The 15,905-nt window shown below is 61.8% G+C and carries 17 protein-coding genes, 1 tRNA gene and 1 pseudogene; 9 read left to right on the forward strand and 10 right to left on the reverse strand.

Annotated elements, in window-relative coordinates; all coding sequences use genetic code 11:
• Window positions 1-3 precede the first annotated feature (3 nt).
• The 6 genes from ACL9RJ_RS10305 to hemA all read right to left on the reverse strand — a co-directional run bounded on the left by ACL9RJ_RS10305 (window position 4) and on the right by hemA (window position 5,372).
• On the reverse strand, window positions 4-522 hold the full coding sequence (locus tag ACL9RJ_RS10305) for an acyloxyacyl hydrolase (RefSeq protein ID WP_017126574.1): 519 nt from the start codon (window positions 520-522) through the stop codon (window positions 4-6).
• A 117-nt stretch (window positions 523-639) separates the two neighbouring features.
• On the reverse strand, window positions 640-1,431 hold the full coding sequence (gene murI, locus ACL9RJ_RS10310; RefSeq protein ID WP_017126575.1) for a glutamate racemase: 792 nt from the start codon (window positions 1,429-1,431) through the stop codon (window positions 640-642).
• Window positions 1,424-2,179 (reverse strand): molybdopterin-synthase adenylyltransferase MoeB, encoded by a 756-nt coding sequence (locus ACL9RJ_RS10315; RefSeq protein WP_178992087.1) that lies wholly within the window; start codon window positions 2,177-2,179, stop codon window positions 1,424-1,426. The genes murI and ACL9RJ_RS10315 overlap by 8 nt, the downstream gene beginning before the upstream one ends.
• Window positions 2,173-3,003 carry a peptide chain release factor N(5)-glutamine methyltransferase gene (gene prmC, locus ACL9RJ_RS10320; protein ID WP_177128404.1) on the reverse strand — a complete coding sequence of 277 codons (831 nt, stop codon included), beginning with the start codon at window positions 3,001-3,003 and terminating at the stop codon, window positions 2,173-2,175. Before prmC ends, ACL9RJ_RS10315 begins: the two co-directional genes overlap by 7 nt.
• Window positions 3,004-4,086 (reverse strand): peptide chain release factor 1, encoded by a 1,083-nt coding sequence (prfA, locus tag ACL9RJ_RS10325; RefSeq protein WP_017129004.1) that lies wholly within the window; start codon window positions 4,084-4,086, stop codon window positions 3,004-3,006. It lies immediately after the preceding gene.
• Entirely contained in the window at window positions 4,083-5,372 is a 1,290-nt protein-coding gene (hemA, locus tag ACL9RJ_RS10330) for a glutamyl-tRNA reductase (RefSeq protein ID WP_017129003.1), read from the reverse strand. The genes prfA and hemA overlap by 4 nt, the downstream gene beginning before the upstream one ends.
• Window positions 5,373-5,557: 185 nt before the next feature.
• On the opposite strand from hemA, the gene ACL9RJ_RS10335 reads away from it, so the two are divergent.
• From ACL9RJ_RS10335 to ychF, 8 genes are all read left to right on the forward strand, one after another.
• A complete protein-coding gene (locus ACL9RJ_RS10335; RefSeq protein WP_042936789.1) occupies window positions 5,558-7,282 on the forward strand; it encodes a tetratricopeptide repeat protein in 1,725 nt (574 codons plus the stop codon).
• A 4-nt stretch (window positions 7,283-7,286) separates the two neighbouring features.
• Window positions 7,287-7,904, forward strand: a complete 618-nt coding sequence (gene lolB / locus ACL9RJ_RS10340; protein ID WP_017129001.1) for a lipoprotein insertase outer membrane protein LolB — start codon at window positions 7,287-7,289, stop codon at window positions 7,902-7,904.
• A 1-nt stretch (window position 7,905) separates the two neighbouring features.
• Window positions 7,906-8,757, forward strand: a complete 852-nt coding sequence (gene ispE, locus ACL9RJ_RS10345; RefSeq protein ID WP_017129000.1) for a 4-(cytidine 5'-diphospho)-2-C-methyl-D-erythritol kinase — start codon at window positions 7,906-7,908, stop codon at window positions 8,755-8,757.
• 35 nt (window positions 8,758-8,792) lie between these two features.
• A tRNA-Gln gene (locus ACL9RJ_RS10350) sits at window positions 8,793-8,867 on the forward strand.
• A gap of 46 nt (window positions 8,868-8,913) precedes the next feature.
• Window positions 8,914-9,855: a ribose-phosphate pyrophosphokinase gene (locus ACL9RJ_RS10355; protein WP_003171603.1), complete on the forward strand. Its 942-nt coding sequence runs from the start codon at window positions 8,914-8,916 to the stop codon at window positions 9,853-9,855.
• A gap of 137 nt (window positions 9,856-9,992) precedes the next feature.
• The gene (locus ACL9RJ_RS10360; protein WP_017123775.1) at window positions 9,993-10,589 is read left to right on the forward strand and encodes a 50S ribosomal protein L25/general stress protein Ctc; all 597 of its coding nucleotides are present in this window, start codon (window positions 9,993-9,995) and stop codon (window positions 10,587-10,589) included.
• A 171-nt stretch (window positions 10,590-10,760) separates the two neighbouring features.
• On the forward strand, window positions 10,761-11,345 hold the full coding sequence (gene pth, locus ACL9RJ_RS10365; protein WP_017123776.1) for an aminoacyl-tRNA hydrolase: 585 nt from the start codon (window positions 10,761-10,763) through the stop codon (window positions 11,343-11,345).
• 23 nt (window positions 11,346-11,368) lie between these two features.
• On the forward strand, window positions 11,369-12,469 hold the full coding sequence (ychF, locus tag ACL9RJ_RS10370) for a redox-regulated ATPase YchF (RefSeq protein WP_017123777.1): 1,101 nt from the start codon (window positions 11,369-11,371) through the stop codon (window positions 12,467-12,469).
• A gap of 76 nt (window positions 12,470-12,545) precedes the next feature.
• Here the strand turns inward: ychF and ACL9RJ_RS10375 are convergent, their stop codons facing one another.
• The 4 genes and pseudogenes from ACL9RJ_RS10375 to ACL9RJ_RS10390 all read right to left on the reverse strand — a co-directional run.
• Window positions 12,546-13,133, reverse strand: coding sequence for a hypothetical protein (locus ACL9RJ_RS10375; RefSeq protein ID WP_017123778.1), 588 nt, complete (start codon window positions 13,131-13,133; stop codon window positions 12,546-12,548).
• A gap of 4 nt (window positions 13,134-13,137) precedes the next feature.
• Window positions 13,138-13,572, reverse strand: coding sequence for a DUF3592 domain-containing protein (locus ACL9RJ_RS10380; protein ID WP_017123779.1), 435 nt, complete (start codon window positions 13,570-13,572; stop codon window positions 13,138-13,140).
• Between the two features lie 152 nt (window positions 13,573-13,724).
• Window positions 13,725-14,492 (reverse strand): methyl-accepting chemotaxis protein, encoded by a 768-nt coding sequence (locus tag ACL9RJ_RS10385; RefSeq protein ID WP_420902238.1) that lies wholly within the window; start codon window positions 14,490-14,492, stop codon window positions 13,725-13,727.
• 87 nt (window positions 14,493-14,579) lie between these two features.
• Window positions 14,580-15,467 (reverse strand): annotated as a pseudogene (locus tag ACL9RJ_RS10390) (cache domain-containing protein); the annotation flags it as partial.
• Here ACL9RJ_RS10390 and ACL9RJ_RS10395 point away from each other — a divergent pair.
• Entirely contained in the window at window positions 15,468-15,692 is a 225-nt protein-coding gene (locus ACL9RJ_RS10395) for a hypothetical protein (RefSeq protein ID WP_245222829.1), read from the forward strand. It begins immediately after the preceding pseudogene.
• Window positions 15,693-15,905: the final 213 nt, after the last annotated feature.

The following is a 15,905-nucleotide window of genomic DNA, read 5'->3' on the forward strand; positions in this document are numbered from 1 at the left end:
CCGCTACAACGGCATCGTGTAGTGCAAGGCGTAACTCTCGATGCCGTCGTTGGGCGTGCGGATCCCCGCGTTGGAATAGTGGGTCGCGCGGATCCCCAGCTCATGCCCGCCGGCAAAGCGCAGGCCGAAGCCGATGCGGTCCTCGAACTGGAAGGCCGAGCCGAGCTTGTTGTCTTCCACTTCGGTATGGGCAAACACCGCGACGCCTATCCCGGCCTCGATGTAGGGTTTGATCGAGGCTCCGGAAAACTCGTACACGAACACCGGCGAGAACGACAGGCTGTGGTTGCTGGCCGCCTTGTCGCCATCCCAGTAGGTGTAGGCGCCGCTCCAGTAGCCGGTCAGGCGACCGACATCGCTTTGCAGCCAGCTCTTGTCCCAATCCAATTGCAGGCCCAGGCGATAGGTCTGGGTCGAATCGCTGGTCTGGCCGACCGCGAACTCAAGACCGGCCGCGTGTGCCGCAAGACCATACCCCAGTGTGGCGGCTGCAAGCGCAGCCAGGCAGAACAGTCGCTTCATGAGAAACATCCTATTTCCAACGTATGTTCGGGATTGTTGTACAGCTCAACAGGCCTTCAATAGAAATCTGGCGTTAAGCAGAAGTTCACGGATTTGCGCGGTTTTTCACAGACTTTCCTACTCTGTGAAGCTTTGCACAACGCCAGACTTATTCCATAGCATCGGAAGGATTTTTCTGAGGTGATGCGGATCAGCACTGGTCCAGAATTGCGCCTCGCGTGCCGTTCCCGCGGACAGCAGGTCGCGGGCTTGCAGCAGGCGCTGGAGTTGCCGGGCCACCGCGGCACCGGTATCGATCAGACTGATGGACGCCGGAATCATCTCCAGCAGCAGCGGCTTGAGGAAGGGATAGTGGGTGCAGCCGAGGATAATGGTGTCGCAGCCCGCGGCCAAAAGCGGCTCGACATAGCTGGCGAGCAACTGGCGCAGGGCCGGGCTGTGCAGATCGCCATCTTCGATCATTTCCACCAGGCCGGGACAGGGCTGGGTGACCACCCGCACATCGCTGGCAAAGCGGTCGAGCAAGGCGGCGAACTTGGCGCTTTGCAAGGTGCCGGTGGTGGCGAGCACGCCGACCACACCACTGCGGGTCGCCGCCGCCGCCGGCTTGACCGCCGGTTCCATGCCCACCAGCGGCCAGTCCGGGTAACGCTGGCGCAGATCGGCGACACCGGCCACCGTCGCGGTATTGCAGGCAATCACCAAGGCCTTGGCGCCCTGCTCGCGAAGAAACCCGGCAATCGCTTCACAGCGCTGGCGGATATAGGCCGGGCTTTTTTCCCCGTAGGGAATATGTCCGCAATCGGCGACATAGAGCAGCGATTCGCCGGGCAACAGCGCGCTGATTTCATTGAGCACCGACAGCCCGCCGATACCGGAGTCGAACACCCCGATCGGCGCCTCACGCATCGCGGCTACCGCAGACGCTGCAGTGCGGATCGCGCTTGACCCGCAACTCACGGAATTTCGTGCCCAGGGCATCGATCAGCAACAGCCGGCCCACCAGCGGCTCGCCGAAACCGGCGAGCAGTTTCAGCGCCTCCAGTGCCTGCAGGCTGCCCACCAGACCGACCAGCGGACCGATCACCCCGGCTTCGCTGCAGGTCAGTTCGGCCTCGCTGCCGTGGCCGTAGAGGCAGTGGTAGCACGGACTCTCGGCACGCCGGGGGTCGAACACCGACAACTGGCCTTCGAGACGGATCGCCGCGCCACTGACCAGCGGCTTGCCGGCGGCCACGCAGGCGACGTTGACCGCCTCGCGGGTGGCAAAGTTGTCACAGCAGTCGAGCACCAGGTCGACGGCGGCCACCACGGCACTCAAGGAATCTTCATCCAGGGCCTGGCGATGGGCAATCAGGCTGACCTGCGGATTGATTGCCGTCAGCCGACGCAGCGCCGAGTCGACCTTGGTCGAACCGACGCTATCGGTGTCGTGGATGATCTGGCGTTGCAGGTTGGTCAGGTCGACGCTGTCGAAATCCGCCAGGTGCAATTCGCCGACACCGGCGGCGGCCAGGTACAAGGCCACCGGCGCGCCCAGGCCACCCAGGCCGACAATCAGTACCCGGCTGTTTTTCAGGCGCAACTGGCCGTCGATATCCACCTGTTGCAACAGGATCTGCCGGCTATAGCGCAACAGCTCCTGGTCGTTCAGCACGATATGCGCCCCAGGCTGATGCGCTGGTGACCGCCCAGGTCGGTGCGACTGTGGACTTCGCCGAAACCCTGTGCCGAGAGCAGTTCGCGGACGGCTTCAGCCTGGTCGTAGCCGTGTTCGAGCATCAACCAGCCACCGGCCTCCAGATGGGCCGGGGCCTGGGCGATGATCAGGCGCAGGTCGTCCAGGCCATCGGCGCCGGCCACCAGCGCACTGGCGGGTTCGAAGCGCACATCGCCCTGGCCCAGGTGCGGGTCGGCGGCGGCAATATAGGGCGGGTTGCTGATGATCAATTGAAAGCGCTGGCCTTCCAGGGCGCTGAACCAATGGCTGCTCAGCACCGTGGCGTTGTCCAGGCCCAGGCGCTGGCGGTTGCGCTCGGCCAGGGCCACGGCCTCCAGCACCCGGTCCACCGCGGTGACCCGCCAGGCCGGACGCTCGCTGGCCAGGGCCAGGGCAATCGCGCCGCTGCCGGTGCCGAGGTCGAGCACAGTGGCCGGGGTCGCCGGCAGCAGCTCGAGGGCGGCTTCCACCAGCAATTCGGTGTCGGGACGCGGGATCAGGGTATGCGGCGCGACTTCCAGGTCGAGCTTCCAGAACCCCTGCTGGCCGAGGATATAGGCCACCGGCTCGCCACCGCGGCGGCGTTGCAGGAAACCGGAAAAGGCCAGCGCGGCTTCGCTGCTGACGATCTTTTCCGGCCAGGTGTGCAGGTAACTGCGGGATTTGCCCAGGGCAGCCGCCAACAGCAACTCGGCGTCCAGGCGCGCGGTCGGTGAGTCGGGCAGTTCGGCGGCGCGCAGCAGGCTGGCGATAATAGTCATTTAATCACCCAAGGCCGCCAGTTGATCGGCCTGGTATTCGGCCAGCAACGGTTCGATCACCGCCTCGACACCACCTGCCAGGACTTCGTCCAGGGAGTACAGGGTCAGGTTGACACGGTGGTCGGTGACCCGGCCTTGTGGAAAGTTGTAGGTACGGATGCGTTCGGAGCGGTCGCCCGAGCCCACCAGCAGCTTGCGCTCGCTGGCGATGGCGCTGGCGGCGGCGCTGGTCTGCTGGTCGTTGAGCTTGGCCGACAGCCACGACATGGCCCGCGCGCGGTTCTTGTGCTGGGAGCGCTCTTCCTGGCACTCGACCACGATCCCGGATGGAATGTGGGTAATGCGGATCGCCGAGTCGGTCTTGTTCACGTGCTGGCCGCCCGCGCCCGAGGAGCGGTAGGTGTCGACGCGCAGGTCGGCCGGGTTGATCTCGATGGCTTCCTGTTCATCCGGCTCGGGCAGCACCGCCACGGTACAGGCCGAGGTGTGGATGCGGCCCTGGGATTCGGTGGCCGGCACCCGCTGCACGCGGTGCGCACCGGATTCGAACTTCAGCTTGCCGTAGACATTGTCGCCCTCGACCCGGGCGATGACTTCCTTGTAGCCGCCGTGCTCACCTTCGTTTTCCGAAAGGATCTCCACCCGCCAGCCGCGTTTCTCGGCATAACGCGAGTACATGCGGAACAGGTCGCCGGAGAAGATCGCCGCCTCGTCGCCGCCGGTGCCGGCACGGATTTCGAGAAAGACGTTGCGCCCGTCGTTGGGGTCCTTGGGCAACAGCATGCGTTGCAGGGAGGACTCCAGCTCGACCAGTTGCTCCCTGGCTTCGCGGACTTCCTCGACCGCCATTTCGCGCATGTCCGGGTCGCTGTCCTTGAGCAGCGCCTGGGCACCGTCCAGGTCCGCCTGCACTTTCAGCACCTGGTTGTAGGCCGCGACGATCGGCTCGACCTCGGCGTACTCCTTGGAGTAGGCGCGAAACTTGTTCTGGTCGGAAATGACTTCGCCATCGCCAAGCAGGGCGGTCAGTTCCTCGAAACGGTCCTGGAGGATGTCCAGCTTATTGAGCAGTGACGCTTTCATTGCGGTTTCTTATCCGAAAAGCTATCCGATGGGCCCTCACCGAGGGCAAAGAGTTCCTGGGCCATGGCCAGCGCGTCGAGGCGGCCTTCGGCGGACAACTTTTTCAGTTGCACGCTGGGCGCATGCATCAACTTGTTGGTCAGGCCCCGCGCCAGTTGCATCAGCACGTCTTCGGCACTGCTGCCATTGGCCAGCAGACGCTGGGCCTTTTGCAATTCTTCGTCACGCAGGCGCTCGCTCTGCTGACGGTAGGCCTTGAGCACATCCACCGCCGCCAGTTCGCGCAGGCGGATCATGAACTCATCGACCCCGCTGCTCACCAGTTCCTCGGCGGCCTGGGCGGCGCCCTGGCGGCTCTTGAGGTTCTCGGCGACCACTTCGTGGAGATCGTCGACGCTATAGAGGTAAACGTCGTCCAACTCGCCGACTTCCGGTTCGATATCCCGGGGAACGGCGATATCCACCATGAAGATCGGCTTGTGCTTGCGCAGCTTCAAGGCACTTTCCACCGCGCCCTTGCCGAGGATCGGCAACTGGCTGGCGGTGGAACTGATGACGATATCGCTGTGCACCAGTTCCTGGGGAATATCGGCCAGCAACACCGCATGGGCACCGAATTCCTCGGCGAGGATCTTGGCCCGCTCCAGGGTGCGGTTGGCGACCACGATACGCTTCACGCCCTGCTCGTGCAGATGGCGGGCGACCAGGGTGATGGTCTCGCCGGCGCCGATCAGCAAGGCGGTACTGCGCTGCAGGTCGCTGAAAATCTGTTTCGCCAGGCTGACGGCGGCGAACGCCACCGACACCGGGTTTTCACCGATGGCCGTGTCGGTACGTACCTGCTTGGCGGCGCTGAACGTGGCCTGGAACAGGCGCCCGAGCAAGGGGCCGATGGTCCCGGCTTCCCGCGCCACCGCGTAGGCGGACTTCATCTGGCCGAGGATCTGCGGCTCGCCGAGCACCAGCGAGTCCAGGCCGGAGGCGACACGCATCATGTGACGAACGGCCGCATCGTCTTCGTGCACATAGGCACTGGCGCGCAGTTCTTCGAGGCTCAGATGGTGATAATCGGCCAGCCAGCGCAGCACCGTGTCCGCCGCCAGGTGATCCTGCTCTATATACAGTTCACTGCGGTTGCAGGTGGAAAGGATCGCGGCTTCCCGGCTTTCGGTCAGGCGGCAGAGCTGCTGCAGGGCCTCTACCAACTGCTCGGGAGTAAATGCCACGCGCTCGCGCACGTCTACGGAGGCCGTCTTGTGGTTGATGCCGAGTGCGAGGAAGGCCATTCAAGGTCGCTGATGATGTCGAGAAGCCGACAATTGTCCTACTTCACCCGGTTCAGAACAACCATTGCCGACTATTGTCCTAATGGAACATCGCTATAAGTGCCCCGGTGAGCGGTCACGGGTATGGTTCTGCCCACCGCTTGTGTCATGATGCCCCGACCGCAGGTAAGTTGCCCTTCTCTTATATGAATAGATCCTCCGCGTTGCTTCTCGCTTTTGTCTTCCTCAGCGGCTGCCAGGCCTTGGCTCCCGTATCGCCGGGCAATACGCCACCGGCCGAGGACACCACTGCGGCCCCGGAAAAGCCCAAGGTCTACAGCTCCTTCAGCGAAGACACGGTCTTCAGCCTGCTGAGTGCGGAACTGGCCGGGCAGCGAAATCGCTTCGATATCGCGCTGGATAACTACGTCACCCAGGCGATCAATACCCAGGACCCCGGTATTTCCGAGCGGGCCTTCCGTATTGCCGAATACCTGGGCGCCGACCAGGCAGCCCTGGATACCTCGCTGATCTGGGCGAAAAACGCCCCGGACGATCTTGAAGCGCAACGCGCGGCAGCGATCCAGCTGGCGCGCAGCGGGCGTTATGACGACTCCATGGTCTATATGGAGAAAGTCCTGCAGGGCAAGGGCGACACCCACTTCGACTTCCTCGCGCTGTCGGCCGCCGACACCGACCAGGACACCCGCAACGGTCTGATGAAGAGTTTCGACCGCCTGCTGGTCAAGCACCCGAAGAACAGCCAGCTGATTTTCGGCAAGGCCCTGTTGCTGCAACAGAATGGCGACAACCAGGGCGCCCTGACGCTGCTGGAGAACAACCCGCCGGAAGACGGCGAAGTCGCCCCGCTGCTGCTGCGCGCGCGCCTGCTGCAAACCATGAATCGCGGCAAGGAAGCGATTCCGCTGCTGGAAAAAAGCATCAAGAAGTACCCGGACGACAAGCGCCTGCGCCTGACCTATGCGCGCATGTTGGTCGAACAGGACCGCATGACCGATGCCAAGGTGCAGTTCTCCAGCCTGGTCCAGCAGTATCCGGAAGATGACGAACTGCGCTTCTCCCTGGCGCTGGTCTGCCTGGAGGCCAAGGCCTGGGACGAGGCCAAGGGCTACCTGGAAGAGCTGATCGCCCGCGACAGTCACGTCGATTCCGCCCATCTGAACCTGGGTCGCATCGCCGAAGAGAAAAACGACCCGCAGGGCGCCCTGGAAGAATACGAACAGGTCGGCCCGGGCAATGACTACCTGCCGGCCCAACTGCGCCAGACCGATATCCTGGTGACCAGCGGGCGTGGCGCAGAGGCCTCGAAGAAGCTCGCCGCCGCCCGTGACGAGCAGCCGGACTACGCGATCCAGCTGTACCTGATCGAGGCCGAGATCCTTTCCGCCAACAATCATGGCGACCAGGCCTGGAAAGTCCTGCAACAGGCCCTGCTGCAGTACCCGGACGATCTGAACCTGCTGTATACCCGCGCCATGCAGGCGGAAAAACGCAACGACCTGGCGCAGATGGAAAAAGACTTGCGGGCGATCCTCAAGCGCGAGCCGGACAACGCCATGGCCCTGAACGCCCTGGGCTACACCCTGTCGGACCGCACCACGCGCTACGCCGAAGCCAAGGAACTGATCGAGAAAGCCCATCAGTTGAATCCGGAAGATCCGGCCGTGCTCGACAGCCTCGGCTGGGTGAACTTCCGCCTGGGCAACCTCGACGAAGCCGAGCGCCTGCTGCGCCAGGCCCTGGAGCGTTTCCCCGACCAGGAAGTCGCCGCCCACCTGGGCGAAGTCCTGTGGGCCAACGGCAAACAGGGCGAAGCCCGGAAAATCTGGGGCAAGTTCCTCAAGGATCAGCCCGACAGCCCAATCCTGCGCAGCACCATCAAGCGCCTGACCGGTTCCGAGACTCTTTAAGCTTATGTTTTTGCGCCACCTCGTTGTTTTCAGCCTGATCGCCCTGCTCGCCGGTTGCGCGGGCTTTGGCGCCCGTGAGTCCGTCGAGGGCCACGGCGACCCGGCCCAGTGGGCCAAGCACAAACAGCAATTGAGCAGCCTCGATGGCTGGCAGATCAATGGCAAGGTCGGAATCCGCGCGCCGAAGGACTCCGGCAGCGGCACCCTGTATTGGCTGCAACGCCAGGACTACTACGATATCCGCCTGTCCGGCCCGCTGGGCCGTGGCGCGGCGCGCCTGACCGGTCGCCCCGGCCAGGTGTCGCTGGAAGTCGCCAACCAGGGCCGCTATGAAGCCGCGACGCCCGAGGCCCTGCTCGAAGAGCAGATGGGCTGGAGCCTGCCGGTGTCACACCTGGTCTGGTGGGTGCGCGGCCTGCCCGCGCCCGACAGCAAGAGCCGCCTGAGCCTGGACAACGACAGCCGCCTCGCCACCCTCGAACAGGACGACTGGCAGGTCGAGTACCTCAGCTACACCGAGCAGAACGGCTACTGGCTGCCCGAGCGCATCAAGCTGCACGGTCGCGACCTCGACGTGACCCTGGTGATCAAGGACTGGCAGCCGCGCCAGCTGGGCCAGTGACATGCCGGCCAGCCGCCTGACCCTGCCCGCCCCCGCCAAGCTGAACCTGATGCTGCACATCATCGGTCGCCGCGCCGACGGTTATCACGAGCTGCAGACGCTGTTCCAGTTTCTCGATTACGGCGACGAACTGAGTTTCGCCGTGCGCGACGACGGCGTGATCCGCCTGCACACCGAATTCGACGATGTGCCCCACGACAGCAACCTGATCGTGCGCGCGGCGAAAAAACTCCAGGAACAATCCGGCTGCGCCCTCGGCATGGACATCTGGATCGACAAGATCCTGCCCATGGGCGGAGGCATCGGTGGCGGCAGCTCGAATGCCGCGACCACCCTGCTCGCCCTGAACCACCTCTGGCAACTGGCCTGGGATGAAGATCGCCTGGCCACCCTGGGCCTGACCCTGGGTGCCGACGTCCCGGTTTTCGTCCGCGGCCACGCGGCTTTTGCCGAAGGCGTGGGGGAAAAACTCACCCCGGTGGACCCCGAAGAACCGTGGTACGTCGTGCTTGTTCCGCAAGTATCTGTAAGTACAGCAGAAATTTTTTCCGATCCGCTGTTGACACGTGACTCCGCGCCCATTAAAGTGCGCCCCGTTCCCAAGGGAAACAGTCGAAATGACTGCTTGCCGGTTGTCGCAAGACGTTATCCAGAAGTACGTAACGCCTTGAATTTGCTAGGTAAATTTACCGAAGCAAAATTAACCGGAACTGGAAGTTGTGTGTTTGGGGCCTTCCCAAGCAAAGCTGAAGCTGATAAAGTCTCGGCCCTTCTTACAGAGACCCACACAGGGTTTGTGGCAAAGGGAAGCAACATCTCGATGTTGCATCGCAAGTTGCAAAGTCTGCTCTAGGAATTCGGGTACTGGGTACTCGTTGCAACAGATACAGGGGCGTCGCCAAGCGGTAAGGCAGCAGGTTTTGATCCTGCCATGCGTTGGTTCGAATCCAGCCGCCCCTGCCATTTTCTAATACTCATCCAGGTTACCCTCAGCCTCTAGGTACTGCGCGTGTCCAAGATGATGGTCTTTACGGGGAACGCTAACCCCGATCTGGCTCGACGTGTCGTACGTCAGCTGCATATCCCTCTCGGTGACATTTCTGTCGGCAAGTTTTCCGACGGCGAGATTACCGCTGAGATCAATGAAAACGTCCGCGGTAAAGACGTCTTCATTATTCAGCCGACCTGCGCTCCGACCAACGATAACCTGATGGAACTCGTCGTGATGGCTGATGCCTTCCGCCGTTCCTCAGCGACTCGAATCACTGCGGTGATCCCTTACTTTGGTTACGCCCGTCAGGATCGCCGTCCGCGTTCCGCACGCGTGGCTATCAGCGCGAAAGTCGTGGCTGACATGCTCACCGTGGTAGGCATCGACCGTGTTCTCACGGTTGACCTGCACGCTGACCAGATCCAGGGTTTCTTCGATATTCCGGTAGATAACATCTACGGCTCCCCCGTCCTGGTGGATGACATCGAAGACCAACGCTTCGAAAACCTGATGATCGTGTCTCCGGACATTGGTGGCGTCGTGCGTGCACGGGCTGTCGCCAAGTCGCTGGGCGTGGATCTTGGCATCATCGACAAACGTCGTGAGAAGGCCAACCACTCCGAAGTGATGCACATCATCGGTGACGTCGAAGGCCGCACCTGCATTCTCGTCGATGACATGGTCGACACCGCCGGCACCCTGTGCCACGCGGCGAAAGCCCTCAAGGAACATGGCGCTGCCAAGGTCTTTGCCTACTGCACACACCCTGTGCTGTCGGGTCGGGCGATCGAGAACATTGAAAATTCCGTGCTGGACGAGCTGGTGGTGACCAACACCATCCCGCTGTCCGCCGCCGCACAAGCCTGTGCGCGTATCCGCCAACTGGATATCGCACCGGTAGTCGCCGAAGCGGTTCGCCGCATCAGCAACGAAGAATCGATCAGCGCGATGTTCCGCTAAGGGCCCTGCCCGGCAGACACCTCGTTGACGTAAAGCGCCCCGCCCCAACACTCATGTTGGGGCGGGGCTTTTTTGCCCATGCCGCTTTGACGTCGGTCGCAGGCGTCACCCGGACATGGCTATTTTGGAGATACAAAATGACTGATTTCATCCTGAACGCCGAAGCGCGTACCGACCTGGGGAAAGGTGCGAGCCGCCGCCTGCGTCGTCTCGCCAGCCAGGTTCCTGCCGTTGTCTACGGTGGCGACAAGGCTCCTGAGTCCATCATGATGCTGGCTAAAGAAGTTGCCAAGCTGTTCGAAGACGAGGCTGCTTTCAGCCACGTCATCCAACTGAACATCGGCGGCGTCAAGCAAGACGTGATCGTTAAAGCGATGCAGCGTCACCCGGCCAAGCAGTTCATCATGCACGCCGACTTCGTTCGCGTTGTCGCTGGCAAGAAACTGACCGCTGTTGTTCCTGTGCACTTCATCAACGAAGCTGCTCCAGTGAAGAAAGGCGGCGAGATCTCCCACGTTGTCAACGAGATCGAAGTTTCCTGCGAAGCCAAGGACCTGCCTGAGTTCATCGAAGTCGACCTGGCTGACGCCGAAGTCGGTTCGATCATTCACCTGTCCGACCTCAAGGCTCCTAAAGGCGTTGAGTTTGTTGCTCTGGCACACGGTGACGACAAGGCTGTTGCCAACGTTCACGCTCCACGTGTTGCTCCAGAAGCAGAAGGCGCTGCAGAGTAATTTCACTCTGACGCCGGAGTGACTGGAAACATCGCGGACTGGAACGTAGCGAGAAAGCGGGCGAGAATGCGAAGTTTACGTCATGGTAAATGAGCGTTTTTCGTCCACTTTTTTCGCCATCCCCAAGCATTGCGGCGATGTTATCCACCACTCCACAGAAGGGCCCCTGTCGTGACTGCCATCAAACTGATCGTTGGCCTGGGAAATCCAGGCACCGAATACGAACAGACCCGGCATAACGCGGGGGCCCTTTTTGTTGAACGCGTAGCCTCGGCACAAGGCATCAATCTCGTCGCCGACCGCAAATATTTCGGCCTGACCGGGCGCTTCAGTCACCAGGGTCAGGATGTTCGCCTGCTGATTCCCACCACCTACATGAACCGTAGCGGCCAGGCCGTCTCGGCATTGGCTGGATTCTTCCGCATCACGCCCGAAGAAATCCTGGTGGCGCATGACGAACTCGACCTGCCACCCGGCGTTGCCAAGCTCAAGCAAGGCGGCGGCCATGGCGGTCACAACGGCCTGCGGGACATCATCGCGCAGCTCGGCAACCAGAATACCTTTCACCGCCTGCGACTCGGCATTGGCCACCCAGGCGTTGCAAGTATGGTTTCAAACTTCGTCCTGGGTCGTGCGCCACGCGCCGAACAGGAAAAACTCGATGCCAGCATCGACTTTGCCCTCGGCGTGCTGCCGGATATCCTCGCCGGTGAATGGAACCGCGCGATGAAAAACCTGCACACCCAGAAGGCCTGACTCTAACTCCTAGGGGAAACACCATGGGATTCAACTGCGGCATCGTCGGCCTTCCCAACGTCGGCAAATCCACCCTGTTCAACGCCCTGACCAAATCCGGCATCGCGGCGGAGAACTTCCCCTTCTGCACCATCGAGCCGAACAGCGGCATCGTGCCGATGCCCGATCCACGCCTGCAGGCCCTGGCCGAGATCGTCAATCCCAAGCGCATCCTGCCGACCACCATGGAATTCGTCGATATCGCGGGCCTGGTGGCCGGTGCGTCGAAAGGTGAAGGCCTGGGCAACAAGTTCCTGGCCAACATCCGTGAAACCGATGCCATCGCCCACGTGGTCCGCTGCTTCGAAGACGAGAACGTGATTCACGTCTCTAACAGCGTCGACCCGAAACGCGATATCGAGATCATCGACCTGGAACTGATCTTCGCCGACCTCGACAGCTGCGAGAAGCAACTGCAGAAAGTCGCGCGCAACGCCAAGGGCGGCGACAAGGACGCGGTGGTGCAGAAGGGCCTGCTGGAACAACTGATCGCCCACTTCACCGAAGGCAAGCCGGCGCGCAGCCTGATGAAGAACATGGGCACCGACGAAAAGGCGGTGATCAAGGGCTTCCACCTGCTGACCACCAAGCCGGTGATGTACATCGCCAACGTGGCTGAAGACGGCTTCGAGAACAACCCGCACCTGGATGTGGTCAAGGCCATCGCCGAGGAAGAAGGCGCGGTCGTGGTCCCGGTGTGCAACAAGATCGAAGCGGAAATCGCCGAACTCGACGACGGTGAAGAGAAAGACATGTTCCTCGAGGCCCTGGGCCTTGAAGAACCTGGCCTGAACCGCGTGATCCGTGCCGGTTACGAAATGCTTCACCTGCAGACCTATTTCACCGCCGGTGTCGAAGAAGTCCGGGCCTGGACCGTCAAGGTCGGCGCCACTGCCCCACAGGCAGCCGGCGTGATCCACACCGACTTCGAAAAAGGCTTTATCCGCGCCGAAGTGATCGCCTACAACGACTTCATCCAGTACAAGGGTGAAGCCGGGACCAAGGAAGCCGGCAAATGGCGCCTGGAAGGCAAGGACTACATCGTCAAGGACGGTGACGTGATGCACTTCCGCTTCAACGTGTAAGCGTTGCCGGAAACAAAAAAGCCGCGTTGATTCGCGGCTTTTTCATGGGTGCGTGGTATCGACCCGTCAGTCGCGACTAGAACAGATAGCCCATGTAGATCGCGGCGGCGCCACCGGCCTGCACACCCGCGTTCATGCCCGCCATGACCACCGCCCCCCGGGCCGACTGCAATAACTGCCGGTTGACCGTGGCAGAGGCAATGACCGAGGTCGCCGGATTGGAGCTGACTGCCGCCGCCAACGCCAGCAGCTTGGGATCAAGGCCGAACAACAGGGCCGTGGCTGAACCGCCGACCACCAGTCCCAGGCCCACTTCGGTATACAGGCAAGGTCCGGTGATGTCGTCGCTGGTCAGGTCACGACTGACCAGGGCGTCGCTGACAAACACCTTGCCGGTACTGGGAAAGGCCTCCGCCGCACCAACCCCGCCCACGCTCTTGCCCTTGACCTGGATATTGATCTTGCCGAAACGCGGCAACCGCGCGCCAAATCCGACACCCACCCCGACGCCGCCGTAGCGGTAGCTGACGTTCTCGCCCTGGGGCGAACGCAAGATGATCGAACCGCCACTGCCCGCCAGCAAAGCCACACTCAAACCGCCTCCGCTGGCAGTCTGATACTGCCAGTGACTTTCATTGACCGGGATAGGGATGTTGTAGCTCATACGTTCATAGTCCTTTGAGTGAATGAACCGCACCGCGACCGATGCCCCTTGCCAGACCGGCAATGAAGAACACCAGACCGATAAGCCCCAGTACGCCGGGAGTGGCCCACAGTGCGGCCAGGTCATCGACGATGGCGCTGACGGCCGGCTGCTCGGGCAGGTAATGGACTCGTACCGGCTGATCCTTCTGATAACCGAAGATAAAGCCGCCCTGGGGGTAGGAAATCTGCTCGCCGCTGCGGGTGGTGAAGGCAATCTCGGGATGCGAACCGCCGGCATTCAAGTGGCTGACGACGCCATCGGCGGTCTGCGCGCGAGCGAGGAATTCGCGTCGATCAAGCGTGAGGTTGACGGCAATGCCCAGCAGGCCGATGCCAATCAGGGCAAAAAGCAGCCCCTGGAGTATCTTCCCGAGGCGTGACGGGGTCTGGTTAGCCATGGCCTGTCTCGATATTCGTCCATGAAAGAGGGCGATCAGGATAGCAAGAAACCTCCGGCAAGTGCTTTGTGCGGCGCAGTGGATGAAACAGACCTGGTTGATTTCCTACAGTGAGTGATTCCCCCCCCCGCGACAACCGACAACCACTCTTCCTACGACCTGAAACGCCCCACCAACCCGCTCAGTTCATCCGAAAGGTGCGAAAGCCGGCCCGAGTCTTCCTGCGCGGAGTTGGCCAGGCTTTCCACCAGCTGCGCCTCATCGTAGATCTGCCGGATATGCCGATTGATCTCTTCGGCCACGCTGTGCTGCTCTTCCGCCGCCGCCGAGATCTGCAGGTTCTGGTCCCTGATTTCATTGACCGACAACTGGATACCTTCAAAGCTGTCCCGTGCACTCTCGATCGAGGACACACTGGCCCGCGACAGGTCCAGGCAGCTTTCCATCTTCTGTGACACTTCCTGGGTCTTGCTGCCGAGGGCGTTGAGCAACTGGTCGATTTCCCCGGTGGAGTCGGACGTGCGCTTGGCCAGGGCCCTCACCTCATCCGCGACCACGGCAAAACCGCGCCCCTGGTCACCCGCCCTGGCCGCTTCGATCGCCGCGTTCAGCGCCAGCAGGTTGGTCTGCTCGGCGATAGCACGGATGGTGCCGAGGATCTGGTTGATGTTGCGACTGCCCTCCTCCAGTTCGACCATGGCCTGGGAAGACTCGGTCAAGCGACGCCCCAGGCGACCGACGTTCTGGGTGGTCAGCTCGATCTGCTGCTTGCCCTCGGCCACCCGGTGGTGCCCGCTCTCGGCGGAGTCGGCGGCCGCGCTACAGGAACGCGCGACCTCGTTGGCGGTCGCGACCATTTCGTTGAAGGCCGTGGACACCAGTTCCACCGCTTCACGCTGGCGACCGGCCGCCTGGTTCATGTTGCTGGCCACCTCGCTGTTGACCCGCGAGGCGTCCTGCAGATTGGTGGATGCCGCGCCAATCCGCTGGATCAGCTGGCGTATCGCCGCGAGAAACTTGTTGAACCAGCCTGCCAACTCAGCGGTTTCATCCCTGCCCTGCACCTCGAGATCACGGCGCAGATCGCCCTCGCCCTCGGCGATCGATTGCAAGCCGGTGCTGACCTGGCCGATCGGCTTGACGATGACCCTGGCGAACGCCGCGGCAAGCAGCGCGAAGAGCAGCACCAGCACGACCACGATCACCCCTGTCACGTAGGTCATGTGCGTGGCCGTGCCCATGACTTCGTCGTACCTGATCAGACCGACATAGCGCCAGCCCAGGCCGGGCGAGGTCCAGATATTGGCCATGTAGCGGACCCCGTCGATTTGCACTTCGGTGGAGCCTTGCGGCGTGGCCGCCAGTTTGGCGTAGGGCTCACCCAGGTCCTTGAGCGGCTTGAAGCTGTGGCCGACGTCACGAGGATCGACCAGCACGGTGCCATCCTCGATCAGCATCACGTAGCCGCTTTCACCGAGCTTGATGCTCTTGACCAGCTCGGTGAGGTTTTTCAGCGAAACACTGACGACGAAGACCCCCTTGGCCTTGCCCGTGTCATCCAGCATTGCCCTGGCACTGCCGACCAGCGCCACGGCGTCCTTGTCATAGTAATAGGCGGGAGTTCGTACCGCCTTGCCGGGGCTGGCCATGGCGGCCTTGTACCAGGGACGCGTACGCGGATCGTAGCTCGACAGTTGCGGGTCATCCGGCCATTTCGCGTAGCTGCCGTCTTCCAGGCCGATGGAGAGGATGGCCGCGGCCGGGTGGGTCGCGCCATAACGGGCGAATCTATCGATGACCTGACGGGCCTCTGCCGGCAACGGCTTGCTGGCCGCATCGGCAGCCTCGTAGTGCTTGAGACTGCTCACCGATGTGTATACAGAATCGGTCGCCATTTGATCGACGTTTTGCTGAGTGCCATCGAAAAACTGTCGAATGTTGCCGTCGATCTGGCGTATTTCGCGGGTACTGCCATCGATGAACTGATCGACCGCCTGAGCTCGTATATTCAGCACCGATATCGCTGCCACAAGGCTTACCGGGATGAAGGCGACCAGGACAAAGGCCAGGACAAGCTTGTTTTTTATTTTCATTGTAGCGATCGCCATTCGAAGAAATGAGCTGCGAATGGCCAGACTACACGGACAAATAGCGATTTGCCACCACGCCCGGATCGATTTGGCAAGAGGCATGTTCGCCATATTTTTGTATACAAAAATATCAACGAGCGTTCGACCTCGCTTCAGCCGCTACCGCTTTGCCGAGCGGCTTCCCGCATCAGCTCGAATCAGCGGGCTACCGCGCTGATCTGAGCCGGGAGGGATCGAACCTGC

Origin of the sequence: Pseudomonas sp. Mn2068, assembly GCF_049319725.1 — a bacterium.
Lineage (GTDB): Bacteria > Pseudomonadota > Gammaproteobacteria > Pseudomonadales > Pseudomonadaceae > Aquipseudomonas > Aquipseudomonas gingeri.

Coding starts and splice junctions, on each gene's coding strand:
- ACL9RJ_RS10360 (WP_017123775.1), top strand. CDS start 9,993: ATGACTGATTTCATCCTGAACGCCGAAGCGCGTACCGACCTGGGGAAA.
- ACL9RJ_RS10335 (WP_042936789.1), top strand. CDS start 5,558: ATGAATAGATCCTCCGCGTTGCTTCTCGCTTTTGTCTTCCTCAGCGGC.
- murI (WP_017126575.1), bottom strand. CDS start 1,431: ATGCGTGAGGCGCCGATCGGGGTGTTCGACTCCGGTATCGGCGGGCTG.
- lolB (WP_017129001.1), top strand. CDS start 7,287: ATGTTTTTGCGCCACCTCGTTGTTTTCAGCCTGATCGCCCTGCTCGCC.
- hemA (WP_017129003.1), bottom strand. CDS start 5,372: ATGGCCTTCCTCGCACTCGGCATCAACCACAAGACGGCCTCCGTAGAC.
- ACL9RJ_RS10375 (WP_017123778.1), bottom strand. CDS start 13,133: ATGAGCTACAACATCCCTATCCCGGTCAATGAAAGTCACTGGCAGTAT.
- ACL9RJ_RS10385 (WP_420902238.1), bottom strand. CDS start 14,492: ATGAACCAGGCGGCCGGTCGCCAGCGTGAAGCGGTGGAACTGGTGTCC.
- ACL9RJ_RS10305 (WP_017126574.1), bottom strand. CDS start 522: ATGAAGCGACTGTTCTGCCTGGCTGCGCTTGCAGCCGCCACACTGGGG.
- ACL9RJ_RS10380 (WP_017123779.1), bottom strand. CDS start 13,572: ATGGCTAACCAGACCCCGTCACGCCTCGGGAAGATACTCCAGGGGCTG.
- ychF (WP_017123777.1), top strand. CDS start 11,369: ATGGGATTCAACTGCGGCATCGTCGGCCTTCCCAACGTCGGCAAATCC.
- prmC (WP_177128404.1), bottom strand. CDS start 3,003: ATGACTATTATCGCCAGCCTGCTGCGCGCCGCCGAACTGCCCGACTCA.
- ispE (WP_017129000.1), top strand. CDS start 7,906: ATGCCGGCCAGCCGCCTGACCCTGCCCGCCCCCGCCAAGCTGAACCTG.
- prfA (WP_017129004.1), bottom strand. CDS start 4,086: ATGAAAGCGTCACTGCTCAATAAGCTGGACATCCTCCAGGACCGTTTC.